The following is a 16,188-nucleotide window of genomic DNA, read 5'->3' on the forward strand; positions in this document are numbered from 1 at the left end:
ACACTCCTTATGAATGTGCCAAAGTAGCAAAACCAGTAATCAATATCCCACCACTAACAGCTTCTGTCGCACCTATTACTCCTGCGCTCGCAGTCGTTCCACCAGCCGCACCAGCTAGAGCCACCGTGCCACAGATAAAAGTACCTCCAATCCCGACACTGGCAGTAATTGGAATCATCAGACTTTGATACTCTTGTAAGGGAACATATTTGCGATAAAACTGTACTTGTGGCGATGGTGGGGCAAGCAGTTTTCCTAAACCACCCAACATACTCGGGATACCTTTCTTAGTCGTTAAACCTGTATTAGCAGGACGAAATGTTGCATTTTTATAAGGCGTTGGATTCTGAATTGGAGGATAATCTCTTATAGGAATTTTCTTTCCACCATTAGGTGGTTTTCGAGTTGTGCAACTACAATCTTTATCAGATACTTCCCTTACTTTTTGGGGAGCTATAATTTCATATGCTTCGAGTTGCCCTTTGCCCCATTTATCCTTTCCAAATTTAATCTCAACCAAGCGTTCTATATTTTCCTTTCTCGGTTCAAATCTGTCCCAATCAATCGTTCCAGACATCCGCATTTCAATAATTTCAGCAGCTTTAATGGTTAAAATCGTAACATCAGGGATACGAAAAGCCCCTTTACACATTTCTTCGATTTGCTTTTGTGCCGCACCCAATGGAAATGTTGAGGGTCGATGCATTCGTGTAGGATCATCACTCATTAGTGGTCTAGGTGCTTTACCTGTCATGTCATATCCGACTTCAGCTAAATATGCCCATACTCCAAAATTTAAATCGGCTTCGATACGAATGGCTTTTGTGACGGTCTGCTGATAAAGACTTTGCCCAACCTTACCGATTTTAGGAGTTTTATTGGCTGCACAAATATGTGCGCATAAGTAGGTTTTATTCATGCCAGTTTCTAATTTAATCTTTGTACCTTTGGTCATGGTTTTTGTTTCAGACTGTCCTACTTTTTGTTCACTTGAATTGCCTGAATTACCGTTATCACGTGCCATCGTTATGATCCAATTTATGTAATTATTCTATTGTTAAGTTATAATAATTTATTTATGAAGTTTTAATTTATCAAAAGATGCTGTGACTGTCTAGCTTAGTCGGAGTCGTGATATTCATTAAAAGTATTTAGAAAAGGGCTTATTATTTAAGAGAGGATTGATTTTATACATTACAGAAAGTGTTTTATTATAAAAATAGTTTGGAGTTTAGATTTTTATTATGGAAATTAAGCTATTGATATTAATAAAAAACCCTCAATATCTGAGGGCTTTTCAATCTAAAAACAAAATACGTTTATTCGTGCCAAACTACGCTTCAATCGTTTGAACGGCAATTTTCTTCGCAGGATCTGCCTTACGACGAACTTGTGGAACAGGTTCACCATAATATTGACGATCTGCAAAATAACTTGAACGAACCATCGGAGCGGCCCAAATATTTTTAAATCCAAGCTTGTGACCATGTGCCGTATACCGTTCAAACTCTTCTGGTGTTACAAAACGATCAATCGGTGCATGTTCTTTCGAAGGCTGTAAATATTGACCAATCGTCACATAATCTACACCATGCGCATGTAAATCATCCAAAAGTGCAATCACTTCTTCTTCAGTTTCACCAATACCGACCATCAAACCACATTTTGTTGGCACATCAGGACAATATTCTTTAAACATTTTCAATAAAGTTAAAGAGTGTTGATAGTCTGAACCCGGACGCATTGCTTTATAAAGACGAGGTACAGTTTCAATATTGTGGTTAAACACATCAGGTGGGCATTCCGTCATGATGCGTAGCGCAACATCCATACGACCACGGAAATCTGGAACTAAGATTTCAAGTAATGTTTTTGGGCTTAATGCACGTGCTTCTTTAATACAATCAACAAAATGTTGTGCACCACCATCCAATAAGTCATCACGGTCAACAGAAGTGATGACTGCGTATTTTAAACCAAGGTTGGCAATGGTTTCTGCCATGTGGCGAGGTTCATCAGCATCGAGCGCATTTGGGCGACCATGTGCAACATCGCAAAATGGGCAGCGACGTGTACAAATATCACCCATGATCATAAAGGTTGCAGTACCGCCACCAAAACATTCAGGTAAATTGGGGCAGGCAGCTTCTTCACATACGGTATGTAATTTTTGTGCACGTAAAGTGGTTTTAATGCGTTGAACTTCATCAGGCGCAGCCATCTTGACCCGAATCCAATCAGGCTTTCGAGGCGTTTCAACCGTTGGGATAACTTTTACAGGTATGCGAGCCACTTTTTCTGCACCGCGTAATTTGACGCCCTGTTCTGGTTTACGGTTCTCTGACATATTCAACTTTTCCACTGTTTTCTACGGGGGAGAGGAAATTTATTATAGCGTAAATGCCAAACGATAGGGCAAAAACACTATTCATATACTAAATGTGGTTATCACAGAATATATGCATGTGAAATACAGAAAATTTTTTTACTTTAGTTCATAATATGACACGAGATATAGACCGAATTTAGTATAAGGAGCTTTGAATGCCACGTAAGAAAGAAGTCGTTAGTGGGAATTATGTGAAATACGATGCGGTCGTACTTGGCTCTGGTCCTGCTGGTGAAGGCGCGGCAATGAAGCTTGCTAAATCGGGTAAGCGTGTTGCAATTGTTGATATTCGTGAGCAACTTGGTGGTAACTGTACCCATGTAGGAACAATTCCAAGTAAAGCTTTACGTCAAACAGTTTCAAGTATTATCCGTTATCAACGTGATCCAATGTTTAAAAAAGTGGGGGATTGGAAACAATTCACCATGAAGCAAGTATTGCGCAATGCGCATAAAGTCATCCAACAACAAGTTGATACGCATTCACGTTTTTATGATCGAAATAATATTGATGTATTTCATGGTCGTGCATACATCCAAGATAAAAGCACTGTAATTATTTTCAGTGAAGATGGTGTAAAAGAAACATTAGGCTTTAAGCAACTGGTGGTGGCAACAGGTAGCCGTCCATATCATCCACAAGGTTTAGATTTTAATCACCCACGTGTATTTGATTCAGACAAAATTTTAGATTTAGATTACCCAATTCACAAAATCATCATTTATGGTGCTGGGGTAATTGGTTGTGAATATGCTTCGATTTTCATCGGATTGGATCATAAGGTTGATTTGATCAATACTCAGCACCAATTGTTGAGCTATTTAGATGATGAAATTGCGGATGCATTGTCTTATCACTTACGTGAACAAGGTGTGCTTATTCGCCATAATGAGCAAATTGATCGTTTAGAAACATTTGATGATCATGTGGTGATGCATTTGCTCAGTGGTAAGAAAATTAAAGCAGATGCTATTTTGTGGTGTAATGGCCGTTCAGGAAATACAGATGGCTTAGGCTTAGAAAATGTTGGTATTACGCCAAATAGCCGTGGTCAGTTGGCTGTCAATGATCAGTACCAAACTGAAGTTGAAAATATTTATGCTGCTGGTGATGTGATCGGTTGGCCTTCGCTTGCTTCTGCTGCATATGACCAAGGTCGTTGCGCAGGTTCGAACATGAGTGGCGAAGAAAATATTAAGCCAGTTAAAGATATTCCTACAGGGATTTATACCATTCCTGAGATTTCATTCTTTGGAAAAACTGAAAGTCAGTTAACTGCGGAAAAAATTCCGTACGAAGTTGGTCAAGCTTCTTTCCGTCATTTGGCGCGTGCGCAAATTACAGGTGATACGGTGGGGGAATTAAAAATCTTGTTCCATCGTGATACTTTAGAATTGTTGGGTGTGCATTGTTTTGGAAATAATGCTGCGGAAATTATTCATATTGGTCAGGCTGTAATGCAAAGTGGAAACAATACTATTAAGTATTTTGTTGAAACGACATTCAATTATCCAACCATGGCTGAAGCGTATCGTGTCGCAACTTTAAATGGTATGAATCGTTTGTTTTAAATAATGACCATTGATTAGACTTCTTGCAAAAGTCAGAAAATGATCAAAAATTAGCAGTAAAGTTAATATTAAAAATCTCTTCTCCTTCCAGAGATAAGAAATATTGTTCTGCAGAAGATGAGGGAGATTTACCATATAAATCCTCTCTCTCTTGCGCGTAATAACGCTCATCCTTTATAAAGGAGAGGGAACTTCCATTGTAACTAAATGTTCATCACAACTCGACTGACGCAAGAAGTCTATTGATTATCCATTCAAAACCCGTAAGTGATCTTGCGGGGTTTTTATGATGGTTTTTAGGGCTAAGGATTAAAAAAAGCTATTCAGACAAAATAATTCTAAAAAACTTTTAATCATGACTTGAATTTGTCCACGTGCTAACCGCATGATCAACCAGTAATTGCATATCGATTAAGATGCCATAACCTTCACCGACCTTTTTTCGTTCGCCATATTTTGAATCAATAAGTTCCTTTCCAATCGGAATAAATTTATCTACATCCATAAATTCAGGTATATCAAACTCGAACCATTCGCAAACACCATTATTGATGATCGGAACACCTTCTTTTTCTTTATTTGTATTGGGAAAAGCTCTACTTTCTGCAAGATGTAGGGCTGTACATCGGTTAAAATCAACACCAAGTAATAATACTTTAGCTCTGAATTGATAGAGTTTTGCTAAGGGTGATTGTTCTCCAAAAGGATCATTTAAGACGTGTTGTTGGGTAATTTGTTGAGCAGCTGGGCCAATTGCACAAAAAGATGCGAAAGGATGATGACTTCTGACTACTTTTGGCCATGTTCTAAATAATTCTGCAATTTGTCCCATATCTCTCGTTGGGGTAATTTCAGGTTCAAACACAGGCATGGTATCACGTATGGTCTGTATCCAAGATTCAGGAATAGGAGGATTACTCCAATTGGCTGGGTCAGTAATGTTTGATGAATGTGCAGGCATACATATATTTCCTTCACTGCCGATTATAGCCAATAAAGCTTTTATCACAGTCACAGCGCCACCGTTTACCCAACCAAGTGAACTTAATGATGAATGTACAATGACAGTATCGCCGTGTTTAAGCCCTAGATTTTGTAAGTCATGGATAAGGTGAGCTACGGTAATCGGATTCAATGTTCTTTCTATTTGATTTTGTTCTGACATAGACTTTTCCTGATGAATGTAATCATTAAACGTATTGTTTACTAAAATGATTTGGCAAATTAAGTTTGAAAGTATTTTCAATGTGTTTTAGGCCATGTGATGTATGAACTGCAATAGTTTTAATATTTGCAAAGCGTTATCATAGTGGCTTCAACCGGTTGGATAAAGCTATGAAAATTGTTGCAGATGAAAATCTAGCATTTACTGAATATTTCTTTTCAGAATTCGGAGAAATTCATCAAGCAGCAGGGCGTACTTTAACGCATGATGACCTAAAAGACGTTCAAACTTTACTGGTTCGGTCTGTAACGAATGTAAATGAAACGCTAGTTGAAAATACGGCGCTTAAATTCGTTGGCAGTGCAACGATAGGCACAGATCATTTAGATATAACAGCTTTAGAAAAGCATCAAATTGCATGGTCAAATGCAGCAGGTTGTAATGCGCAGGCTGTTGCTGAATATGTGATCACAGCATTATTGCATTTGAATCCTGATTTTATTGATCAAAATAAAGGCTTTACCTTAGGCATCATTGGTTTGGGAAATGTAGGCTCACGTTTGGCTTATATGGCAAAGCTATTGGGCTGGAATGTGATTGGATATGACCCATTTGTTCAACATCGAGATATTCAGCAGGTTGAACTTGAAACGCTATTAAAAAATGCAGATGCAATTACAACGCACGTACCATTAACCAAAACAGGTGAACATGCGACTTATCATTTAATTGATGCAAATGCGTTAGCTATGATGAAGCAAGAAGCAATTTTAATTAATTCTGCACGTGGCCCTGTTGTTGAAGAAGTGGCATTAATTACTGATATTCAAAAGACACAACGCAAAGTTGTTTTAGATGTATTTGAATATGAACCTGAAATCTCACAAGAATTACTCGATTTAATCACCATCGTTACGCCACATATCGCTGGGTATAGCTTAGAAGGTAAGGCACGTGGGACTCAGATGATTTATGAAGCATTTTGTAAAACATTTGGCTATTCGGCGAATAAAAAATTTGAATCACAATTGCCTACTGGTGAGCAGTATTTTTATGGCAATAATATTAAGCAAACGCTGAAAAAATACTTATCTGAAATCTATGATATTCAACGGGATGACGATAATTTAAGAGCGTGTTTGAAGGATGGTAAGGTGGATCAGAAGGCTTTTGATCATCTACGCAAAACTTATCCTTTACGCCGTGAATGGGCTGCACATGGAGGGCCTAAAGCATGACTCAGCCAGTTCAGAACATGATTCAATATCAACCGACATGTGATATTTATGCACTCAAATCACGTGCAAAAATGTATGCTCAAATTCGCCAATTCTTTGCTGAGAGAGATGCACTCGAAGTAGAAACACCTGTACTTTCACAAGCAGGCGTAACCGATGTGCATTTAGCTTCTGTGCAAGCACAGCGCCATGTACAAGGTAAAAAACAAACACACTATTTACAAACGTCACCTGAGTTTGCCATGAAACGGTTATTGGCAAGTGGTAGTGGTGCAATTTATCAAATTTGCAAAGTGTTTCGAGATGATGAGCATGGTCGTAAGCACAATAGTGAATTCACCATGTTGGAATGGTACCGTCCACAATTCAGCTTGAAAGATTTAATGTTAGAAGTGACTGATTTATTGAATGTTGTACTTGAACAGCGTTTTGGTGAAGTACGTCCAACAGTATTGAGTTATAAACATGCTTTCATGGATCGGTTGGATATAAATCCACTCCAAGCGAGCTTGAAAGAGTTAAAAGATGCTGCGCATCGTGTCGGGTTAAATCTAGATTTGGGTGATGATCGTTTAGCGTATATCGACTTGTTATTTTCACATATGGTAGAACCAAGTTTAGGTTTTGATACACCCGTGTTTTTAACGGACTTTCCACCTGAATTAGCGTCTTTAGCGAAGACTAGACATGATGAGGATGGTGAGCTCGTTGCAGCACGTTTCGAGCTGTATATCGAAGGTTTAGAGCTTGCGAATGCTTATGATGAATTGATCGATGCAGATGTTTTACGCAGTCGTTTTGAAGCGGATAATGTGGCGCGTGAAAAACTCGGTTTGCATGTGATGCCGATAGATGAGTATTTGTTGGCTGCTTTGCCGAATATGTCTGATTGTGCAGGAATTGCTTTGGGAATAGACCGTTTACTCATGGTCGTGATGAAGCAAATGAAGTTAGAAAAGGTGATTACCTTTCCTGCGGATGTGTCATGAATTAAGAATTAAATATTTGTGGTATTTGTGGATATTTTGAAGAGGATGATTTTCCATTGGGGAAGAGGGTAAAACGTCCTCATTTGATATTTGCATTTGTTGCAATGTCGAATTTGGATATGAAGATATAAGCTAGACTCTCATCAGGAAATTTAGGACAAGCTGGATAAGCTCAGAAAATTTTTTGTCTAATTCTAAATATGCTAATTTTTTAAGAAATATTCCTAAAGAATTTTTGTGATTTGTATGGTTTTAGAATAATTAAAATTCTTAGTCGGCATGTATAAACTCTGGCATGCCATTTGCTTTTATTTATTCAGCAGGCAACGAAGCCTATTTTTCAATTTTAATATATCACTAATGTTTGATAGGCAAAGGAGCCTAAAGCATGTTTCATGCTTTAGGCTTTTTTATTACTAATTTAAAAGAGTTGCCTATTGATTGATAAAGGAGCAGCGCTTATGTCATATCTTGCACCATCGGAATTTGCAGTCAAAGTTGTAGATGCTGGCGAATCAAAATTACATATGGCAACACGAGATGTCATTATTCGTGCCTACATGGCAGGGGCGATCCTCGCTATTTCAGCAGTATTTGCAATAACAATAGGAATTCAAACAGGTGTGCCTTTAATTGGTGCATTATTATTTCCAGTCGGTTTTTGTATGCTGTATTTATTGGGATATGACCTATTAACAGGTGTGTTTGTTTTAACGCCTTTGGCATGGATCGATAAGCGAGTAGGTGTAACGATTCCACGAATTTTAAAACATTGGGGACTGGTATTTTTAGGTAATTTTGCAGGTGCATTGACCGTTGCTGTTCTTATGGCGGTTGTGTATACCTATGGATTTGCAACTGAGCCCAATGAAATTGGCAACAAAATTGCACATATTGGTGAAAGTAGAACGCTTGGATATAAGGAATATGGTTTAGGAGGATGGTTAACCATTTTCATTCGAGGGATGTTGTGTAATTGGATGGTTTCTCTAGGCGTAATTGGTGCAATGATTTCAACTTCCGTAAGCGGTAAATTTATTGCCATGTGGATGCCAGTGATGCTGTTCTTTGCCATGGGTTTTGAACACTCAGTCGTCAATATGTTTTTATTTCCTTTCGCGATGATGATGGGCGGTAATTTCTCAGTGATGGATTATTTATTGTGGAATGAGATTCCTGTTGCGTTAGGTAATTTGGTGGGTGGTTTAGCGTTAACAGGTTTGGCTTTATATACAACACATGTGAAAACTGCACCAAAACGAACTTTTAAATAAGATCATTTTGATCGGAGAGCCTCATGTAGACTCTCCGTGAGATTGAGATGAACAATATGACTCAACAATTAAAAGTCGAACTTGGGCAGTATTCTCATCAAGGGCGTAAAGCGATCAATCAAGATTTTTATGCCGCTTCAATACCGCAAAATTATATGCTGCAACATAAGGGTATTGCTTGTGCATTATCGGATGGAATTAGCAGTAGCAATGTCAGTCATATTGCCAGCCAAATGGCAGTGACAGGCTTGCTATCAGACTACTTTTCTACGCCTGAATCATGGACCGTAAAAACATCGGTGCAACGTGTTTTAACTGCGGTAAATAGTTGGTTGTATGCACAAACCCAACAAAGCCAATATCGTTTTGATAAAGATCGCGGCTATGTTTGCACGCTTAGCGCATTGGTGATGAAAGGGCACATTGCGCATCTTTTTCATATTGGTGATAGTCGAATTTATCGATTACAGTCAGGACAACTGGAGCAACTCAGCACAGATCATCGGGTTTGGTTGTCATCACAGGAAAGTTATTTGAGTCGAGCGCTAGGTGTAAATGCGAAAGTTGATATTGATTATCAAAGTTATGTTTTATATGAGAATGATATTTTTATTCTGATGACAGATGGCGTGTATGAGTATTGTCCAGCTGAAAAGTTAACCCAATTTTTAACTCAAACTCATACCAGTTTAGATCTGATTGCCCAACACATTGTAGAGTATGCCTACCAACAAGGCAGTACAGACAATTTGACGATTCAGATTGTAAAAGTACAACAGCTTCCTCAAGTTGGGTCACATGAAATTGTACCCGATTATGCTCAATTAGCATTTGTACCTTCTCTGAATGTCCAAACCCAATTTGATGGGTATCAGATTGTTCGTGAAATATATAATAGCAATCGTAGTGTTTTATATTTGGCTCATGAAATTGATCAACAACAGCTTTTGGTGATTAAAGTTCCTGCTACAGATGTACAACAAGATCCGTATTTGACTGAGCAATTTTTATTAGAAGAATGGATCGCAAATCGAATTCATCATCCCCATGTTTTAGCTGCTTATACACAACTTAGGCCTCGAAATTATATTTATCATACGATGGAATATATTGAAGGCGTTACGCTTAAACAATGGATTACAGATCAACAACAGCCAGTTCCATTAGATAAAGTTCGACAGATTATTGAGCAGATTGCTAAAGGTTTACAGGCGATACATCGTTTAGAAATGATTCACCAAGATATTAGACCTGAAAATATTATGATTGATCATTTGGGTACGGTAAAAATCATTGATTTTGGAGCGTGTCGTGTGGCAGGAATTCGTGAAATGACGAGAGATGTCGAAGAAGTTGCATTGGGTACGATGGCTTATATGGCACCTGAATATTTTCTATCTGAATCCGTTACTACGTCCTCAGATCAATATTCGCTTGGGGTTCTCGCTTATTATTTGTTAAGCGCTGATTTGCCTTATCAAACCAATATCGCAAAGTGCAAATCAAAAAAAGATTTTAGAAAGTTACAGTACCGTTCTCTATCTTATTATCGTGAAGATGTACCTATATGGGTGGATAAGGCTTTAGAAAGAGCAGTTCAAATTAGGGCAGATCATCGCTATGACGATGTTGCAGAATTTGTTTATGATTTGATGCATCCTAATCCAAAATTCTTAACATTAAAGCGGAAATCATGGGTAGATAAAGATCCTGTGAAGTTTTGGAAAGCTATTTCTTCGCTGTTATTTCTATTGTTATTAGGAGGAGTGGCTCTAGTAAGTCATTTTAATGCGATACATTTTTAATTCGTCGATGAGCATTTGTTATATACATATTAAATGCTGAATATATTGGTTAAGTACTTTCATACATTTATCCATTGATATCGTAATTACATCATTGCTTTAACTATTGATTCACTGAGTTAAATAGACATTTATACGTATATATTGAGTTTAAACCTAGAGTCGAAGTATTTATTGATCAAGAATTTTAAATAACCTGAATAGTGTGCATTTTTACTTTTTTGAGTAAGAGGGCTCAAACCTTGGTTTGTATTTTCGACCACAATATTCAGGTATGCTTTTGAGTATGTTCTACGATCTTTTGTTTAAGCGTTACAGGGTTAACGGCTCTAAACCTTTTACAATATCACTAAATTCTGAGCCATTTAGCCAAAAAGATTTCTTTAAAAATAACGTTGTCATAATGCTTTCTGCCGTATCACTATTGGTGTTTTCGCAGAATAGACCATATTGACTGCCGAGTACTGTATTGTCTTCAATCAAGCGAATATAGTAAGCATGTTGTTCATCTGCATAACCAAGAATCGCATCACGTTGAGTAGCCATTTTTATGTCTCCACATAGAAAATCAATCAATTAAGTAAGCTAAATTAGACCAGTAAACTTATTCAATGAGATCAATATATTAGTGAAATAAAGAATTATATTTTCATTCTAAATTATTGATTTATGATAAGTATATTGATTATCTTTGTCATCCTTGATCAAATAGATGTATCAAAAACTGATCGATAACGGTATTGTTATTCAAAAAAAACACGCCGTCAACTTGAATTTGTAACTTTTTCGAGATATATTGATTTTAATGGCTTTTATACAGCATATAGGATACAGCATGACAAAAAAAGTAGAATTTGAACATGGTGGTGCGAGAGCAAATGCAGGGCGTAAAGCGCAATTTAATGAACCGACCAAAGTAATTCGTGTACCTGAGTCACAAGCTGATTTTATTAAAAATTGGTTACTGAAAAATTTCAAAAATGGTGCATTAAGTGATTTAAACTCTACGATTAAAATTCAAACGGTTCGACCGAATAACGATAAAATTTATCAAATTCCAATGGCAACTGAACGTGTGGCTGCAGGTGTACCTTTCTCCGTACAAGATACAATTGACCAATCTTTGGATATGAATGAATTTTTGATTCGTAATGAAAGTTCTACCTTTATTGTCAAAGCAAATTCGTTATCTATGCTTGATGTTGGAATTGATATTGATGATCCATTGATCGTGGATCGTAGCATCACGGCTAAATCAGGAGATATTGTGATTGCACGTATTGATAATGATTTTACAGTTAAACGTTTAATGATTGATAAGCAATTTAATCCACCTAAAATTTGGTTAAAGGCAGAAAACCCTGAGTATCAAAATATTTATATTGAAGAAGGGCAAGAAGTTGAAATTTGGGGAGTCGTGACTTATAACTTAAAACGTATGCGATAAAATAGAGATTTTTATATGATATTGATTTTTCAATATATTTTAATAGGTTTGCTTTCTCATCCAAGTTGTTTTGAGCTTGATTAGGGAACTTATCTGTTTTCGATGAACATCATTCAATCTTTTTTGAAGTGTCATGCATGTATTCGCAGAGTTTATTTAAGCCAATCATTTTTAAAATTTTATTTGCACACAATTTAAAATAAAAAGTCATTGTGAATACGAGTGAGTCTGTTAAAACTAATCGTTGTTTAACCACTGAACAATAAAAGGATTTTAATCATGAAACGGCCTAAGCATATTCATAAGGCAGAATGGGAAGCACGTTGTCAATTGGCTGCATTGTACCGCTTAATTGCTTATTTTCGAATGACTGATTTGATTGATACCCATATCAGTTTACGTGTTCCAGATGAACCGAATCATTTTTTGATTAACCGATATGGTGTCACTTTTGATCAAATGACCGCTTCGGATTTAGTCAAAATTGATCATGAAGGCAAAATCGTTGCAGATTATGACCAAGGGAAAATGGTGAATGTGGCGGGTTTCGTGATTCATTCAGCTTTGCATCATGCTAAAGAGGATATTCACTGTGTGATTCATACCCATACTGCCGATGGTATTGCTGTTTCTGCACAGGAAAAAGGGTTATTACCGTTGTCACAACATGCACTCAAGTTTTATAACAATATTGCCTATCATGAATATGAAGGTATTGCGTTTTCTACGGAAGAAAGAGCGCGTTTAGTCAATGATTTAGGTGATTTTCGTTGCATGATTTTGCGAAATCACGGTTTGTTAGCAACTGGAAATTCGATTGCACGTGCCTTCCATGAAATTTACTTTTTAGAGCGTGCCTGCCAAGTACAAATTAAAGCAATGAGCAGTTCGAAATTACATTATCCAAGTAAAGAAATTTGTGAATATACCGTGAAGCAATTTGAAAGTGATGCTGCTGAACCGATTATTCAAACTGCTTGGAATGCCGCGTTATCACTGATTCAAAATCAGCAAAAAGATTATTGTCGTTAAGGTATTTTTTGATTCTCAATTTTTCAATAAAAAACCCTCTGTATTCGTAATACAGAGGGTTTTTCGTGTTTAAGGTAAATTAGTTGGTTAAATCAAACCAGATGAATTGACTATTTTCATTGGCTGAAAGGGTTGCATCTGCATCAAATAGATAAGCATCACCTGCTTTGACAATTTGACCTGCAATATCAATTTCACCTTCAATCACATGAACATAGTTAAACATTTGAGTTGCTTTAACTTCAAGGGTATGACCTTTTTCTAAATATGCCGTTTTAATTTCAGCATTTTGACGAATATGCATCGGCGCATTATCGTTTGGGCCAGCAATTAAAAGCCATTCATTTGGTGTCTTTTTAGGATCACGTTCAATTTGTTGATAGTTTGGTTCAACATCTTTCACATTTGGAATCACCCAAATTTGTAGAATGTGAACGGGTTTATCTCCTTGGTTTTCTTCACTATGTCGTACACCTGTACCAGCACTCATCAATTGCCATTCACCAGCTTTGATGTGACCTTCATTACCCATGCTGTCTTTATGTGAAATCGTACCATCTAGCACACATGTTAAGATTTCCATATTGTCATGCGGGTGAGTACCAAAGCCGTTATGTGCAGCAATCGTATCGTCATTGATGACACGTAACGAACCAACACCCATATATTTAGGATCATACCAACTACCAAAAGAGAAACTATGTTTGGTATCTAGCCAACCTGCTTGTACATGTCCACGGTCTTCACTACGATGTAAAAATGTATTCATTTCAAATCTCCAAATTTTTATTTTTAACTTGAAATCATATTAATCTTTCACTCTATTGTTTAAAACATTAAACAAGCAACGTATTGTTGTATATTTGGAACGATGATTTAGAAATTATGTAACCGTTGTAAATTTTACTAACTTTTCGATTTAAAATAAATTCATCCTTAGATTTTTAGTGTATCTAAAATTGCTTGAATAGAAGGCAAGGCATTGTTAGGAATGGAGATTCCTTGATTTGCCGCTAAATCATATTCTCTAGGATTAATTCGAATGAAGGATGGCGCAAATCTTTCACTAAAATTTCGGACGGTGGGAATTGCAGTTCCTGCACCTATTTCAATCACAACAGGACGCTGATATTGCTTTAACCAATGCTCTAAGTTTTTCCTTTGTTGATTCGTTCTATTATTTAGCCAATTATAATCGTCGAACATTAAAATATTGGGTCTTGCTAATCCTAAACAATATGGACATTGTGGCAATTCACCTAACCATTCACAACGAATGCTATCAATTCGTGCTTGAAGTTGCTCTGCGCCCCAAATTTTATTTTCACACACATCTAAGCATTGTAAATGGTGAATAGAACCATGACATTCATAAATCAAATTTTCATCAAATCCTGCTTTTTGGAATTGACCATCGACATTTGAGGTAAAAATGAAATAGGGCAGTTGTAAAGCCTTACTCAATTTTTTCAATAAGTGAAAGCCTTGATGTGGCATGGTTTTACGATAAAGTTGGAGACGATGTCCATAAAATCCCCAAGCAAGCTTAGGTGTATTGCAAAATGCAGCTGGGTTTGCAATTGAAGTAAATTCGATACGTTGTTTTCCTAGTTCTGGGTAGGCTTGCCACATCCCTTGATTACCACGAAAATCAGGTAATCCAGAATCAATACCCATACCTGCACCCGCCGTGATCAGCAAGCCATCTGCATTGGAAAACATTTTCTTTATTTTAGAAATTTGATGTGTATTGAGCATCGTCATATGCCTAAGAATAGAACTGCGTATTTTTTATAAATAGAACATCTTAAATAAAAAACCAGTGCATTAACACTGGTTTTGGATATTGGTGAATGCTTAATTCCGAATGATCATTCTAAGAACTTAACAGTAACACCTGATTTTACTTTCTTACCGAGGTCATTGGCATCCCAGTTGGTTAAACGAATACAACCATGCGAAGCCGTTTTAGAAATTGCTGATGGGTTCGGTGTGCCGTGAATACCAAATGATTTTTTACTTAAACCAATCCAAATATTTCCAACAGGTGCATTTGGACCCGGTGGTAATGATAATGGTTTTAAGTTTTTACCTTGTACAAAGTTACTTGGAGAATAGCTGTACCAAGGGTTTGGAGCTACACCAGTTACTTTATATGTACCTGTTGGCGATGGAGTATCTGAGCTACCAATCGTTGCAGGGAATGAACCGACCATTTGATTTTGAGCATTGAACAAATAAAGTTGCTTAGCACCTTTATGCGCCACAATAAGATGAATATTTTCAGGGAGTTCATTGCGAATATTCGTCACAATAATTTTCTCGCCTGCTTTTTTAAATGTCGCTTTAGGATTCAATTTCTTCAGGAAATCTTCATCCATGTGGAATTTTTCACCCAACATTTCAGTAACACGGGTGTAATACAAGCCCTTCATTTTTGCTTGTAAAGCATAATCATGCGGAATTGATGCTGCGTATGGCCCTTTCAAATCTGCGTCTGTAAGGGTGTATTCAACATAAGCAGGTTTATTACCTTGTTTGGCAACTAAGGTATCCCAAGTTTCTTGAGTTAATTCACCTGTTGGTTTTAAGCCATTGATTTGCTGGAATGATGCAACCGCTTTTAAGGTGTTCATCCCACTGGTGCCATCAATCGCACCTGGTGAAGCGTGTGCATTATTGAGCATCACGTGCGCACGTGCATAGACAGGGAACTGACCTTTGCCAATATTTTCATACCATTGCGCATTATTCAGACCATCTAGTGTCCAAGATGCTTTTGGCGCATTTGGATTTGACTGTGGAGTTGTTGGTGCACTAGGTGCTGAAGCAATATCTGCAGTTTTAGATTCTGTTTTTTCTAAATTTTGCAGTGTATTGGCAGCTTGGTCTAACTCTTGTTGCTCTTGCTGCGAGATATGAGCTTCAGCAGAGGATACTGCTGCTGAATCAATTGCTAATGGATCAATTGGATCTTCGACTGGAGTGGTTACAACTTTTGTAGGATTTAGAGGTTGCTCAGTTGTAGAAGCTGCAAATGCTGTACCAGTAAGTATACAGCTTAAACTCAAAGCAAGAATTGAGCGAACGAACATGTAATTCAACCTTAAGAATTATTCATATTGATTACTAAAATATCGTGGCAAGTATTACAGAAATTACATATAGATGCAGTACTTGTTTTGTTTCAATCATTTTTTTCTATGGAGAAATATTGTAAAAAGCATTTTTGTTTTATTTTCGTATTCTAAAAATTTATAAATATTGTGTTGATTTAA

14 protein-coding genes are annotated in these 16,188 nt (G+C 37.0%); 7 read left to right on the plus strand and 7 right to left on the minus strand.

Annotated elements, in window-relative coordinates; translation table 11 throughout:
- Nucleotides 1-7 precede the first annotated feature (7 nt).
- Nucleotides 8-1,024 carry a nuclease gene (locus tag ACY45D_RS06130; RefSeq protein ID WP_463108899.1) on the minus strand — a complete coding sequence of 339 codons (1,017 nt, stop codon included), beginning with the start codon at nucleotides 1,022-1,024 and terminating at the stop codon, nucleotides 8-10.
- Nucleotides 1,025-1,333: 309 nt separating this feature from the next.
- On the minus strand, nucleotides 1,334-2,347 hold the full coding sequence (lipA, locus tag ACY45D_RS06135) for a lipoyl synthase (protein WP_089604645.1): 1,014 nt from the start codon (nucleotides 2,345-2,347) through the stop codon (nucleotides 1,334-1,336).
- A gap of 197 nt (nucleotides 2,348-2,544) precedes the next feature.
- Between lipA and sthA the strand changes: the two genes are divergently transcribed.
- On the plus strand, nucleotides 2,545-3,960 hold the full coding sequence (sthA, locus tag ACY45D_RS06140; protein WP_463108900.1) for a Si-specific NAD(P)(+) transhydrogenase: 1,416 nt from the start codon (nucleotides 2,545-2,547) through the stop codon (nucleotides 3,958-3,960).
- Nucleotides 3,961-4,309: 349 nt separating this feature from the next.
- Here sthA and ACY45D_RS06145 read toward each other — a convergent pair whose 3' ends face one another.
- Nucleotides 4,310-5,125 (minus strand): AAC(3) family N-acetyltransferase, encoded by an 816-nt coding sequence (locus ACY45D_RS06145; protein WP_463108901.1) that lies wholly within the window; start codon nucleotides 5,123-5,125, stop codon nucleotides 4,310-4,312.
- 170 nt (nucleotides 5,126-5,295) lie between these two features.
- Between ACY45D_RS06145 and ACY45D_RS06150 the strand changes: the two genes are divergently transcribed.
- The 4 genes from ACY45D_RS06150 to ACY45D_RS06165 all read left to right on the plus strand — a co-directional run bounded on the left by ACY45D_RS06150 (nucleotide 5,296) and on the right by ACY45D_RS06165 (nucleotide 10,431).
- On the plus strand, nucleotides 5,296-6,363 hold the full coding sequence (locus ACY45D_RS06150; protein ID WP_463108902.1) for a 4-phosphoerythronate dehydrogenase: 1,068 nt from the start codon (nucleotides 5,296-5,298) through the stop codon (nucleotides 6,361-6,363).
- A 17-nt stretch (nucleotides 6,364-6,380) separates the two neighbouring features.
- Nucleotides 6,381-7,352 (plus strand): EF-P lysine aminoacylase EpmA, encoded by a 972-nt coding sequence (gene epmA, locus ACY45D_RS06155; RefSeq protein ID WP_463109439.1) that lies wholly within the window; start codon nucleotides 6,381-6,383, stop codon nucleotides 7,350-7,352.
- A gap of 461 nt (nucleotides 7,353-7,813) precedes the next feature.
- Nucleotides 7,814-8,626, plus strand: coding sequence for a formate/nitrite transporter family protein (locus ACY45D_RS06160; RefSeq protein ID WP_463108903.1), 813 nt, complete (start codon nucleotides 7,814-7,816; stop codon nucleotides 8,624-8,626).
- Nucleotides 8,627-8,673: 47 nt separating this feature from the next.
- Nucleotides 8,674-10,431, plus strand: a complete 1,758-nt coding sequence (locus tag ACY45D_RS06165; protein ID WP_463108904.1) for a protein kinase domain-containing protein — start codon at nucleotides 8,674-8,676, stop codon at nucleotides 10,429-10,431.
- Between the two features lie 312 nt (nucleotides 10,432-10,743).
- On the opposite strand, the gene ACY45D_RS06170 is transcribed toward ACY45D_RS06165, so the two are convergent.
- On the minus strand, nucleotides 10,744-10,977 hold the full coding sequence (locus tag ACY45D_RS06170; RefSeq protein WP_463108905.1) for a hypothetical protein: 234 nt from the start codon (nucleotides 10,975-10,977) through the stop codon (nucleotides 10,744-10,746).
- 289 nt (nucleotides 10,978-11,266) lie between these two features.
- On the opposite strand from ACY45D_RS06170, the gene ACY45D_RS06175 reads away from it, so the two are divergent.
- Both ACY45D_RS06175 and ACY45D_RS06180 read left to right on the plus strand, forming a co-directional pair.
- Nucleotides 11,267-11,878 (plus strand): LexA family protein, encoded by a 612-nt coding sequence (locus ACY45D_RS06175; RefSeq protein ID WP_463108906.1) that lies wholly within the window; start codon nucleotides 11,267-11,269, stop codon nucleotides 11,876-11,878.
- 279 nt (nucleotides 11,879-12,157) lie between these two features.
- Nucleotides 12,158-12,910, plus strand: coding sequence for a class II aldolase/adducin family protein (locus ACY45D_RS06180; RefSeq protein WP_463108907.1), 753 nt, complete (start codon nucleotides 12,158-12,160; stop codon nucleotides 12,908-12,910).
- Between the two features lie 79 nt (nucleotides 12,911-12,989).
- On the opposite strand, the gene ACY45D_RS06185 is transcribed toward ACY45D_RS06180, so the two are convergent.
- The 3 genes from ACY45D_RS06185 to ACY45D_RS06195 form a co-directional block, all read right to left on the minus strand.
- Nucleotides 12,990-13,679: a pirin family protein gene (locus ACY45D_RS06185; protein WP_463108908.1), complete on the minus strand. Its 690-nt coding sequence runs from the start codon at nucleotides 13,677-13,679 to the stop codon at nucleotides 12,990-12,992.
- Between the two features lie 167 nt (nucleotides 13,680-13,846).
- Nucleotides 13,847-14,674, minus strand: coding sequence for an SIR2 family NAD-dependent protein deacylase (locus ACY45D_RS06190; protein ID WP_463108909.1), 828 nt, complete (start codon nucleotides 14,672-14,674; stop codon nucleotides 13,847-13,849).
- Between the two features lie 107 nt (nucleotides 14,675-14,781).
- On the minus strand, nucleotides 14,782-16,005 hold the full coding sequence (locus ACY45D_RS06195; protein ID WP_463108910.1) for a L,D-transpeptidase family protein: 1,224 nt from the start codon (nucleotides 16,003-16,005) through the stop codon (nucleotides 14,782-14,784).
- Between the last annotated feature and the right edge of the window lie 183 nt (nucleotides 16,006-16,188).

The sequence above is a fragment of the Acinetobacter sp. BZX-2 genome (genome assembly GCF_055179795.1).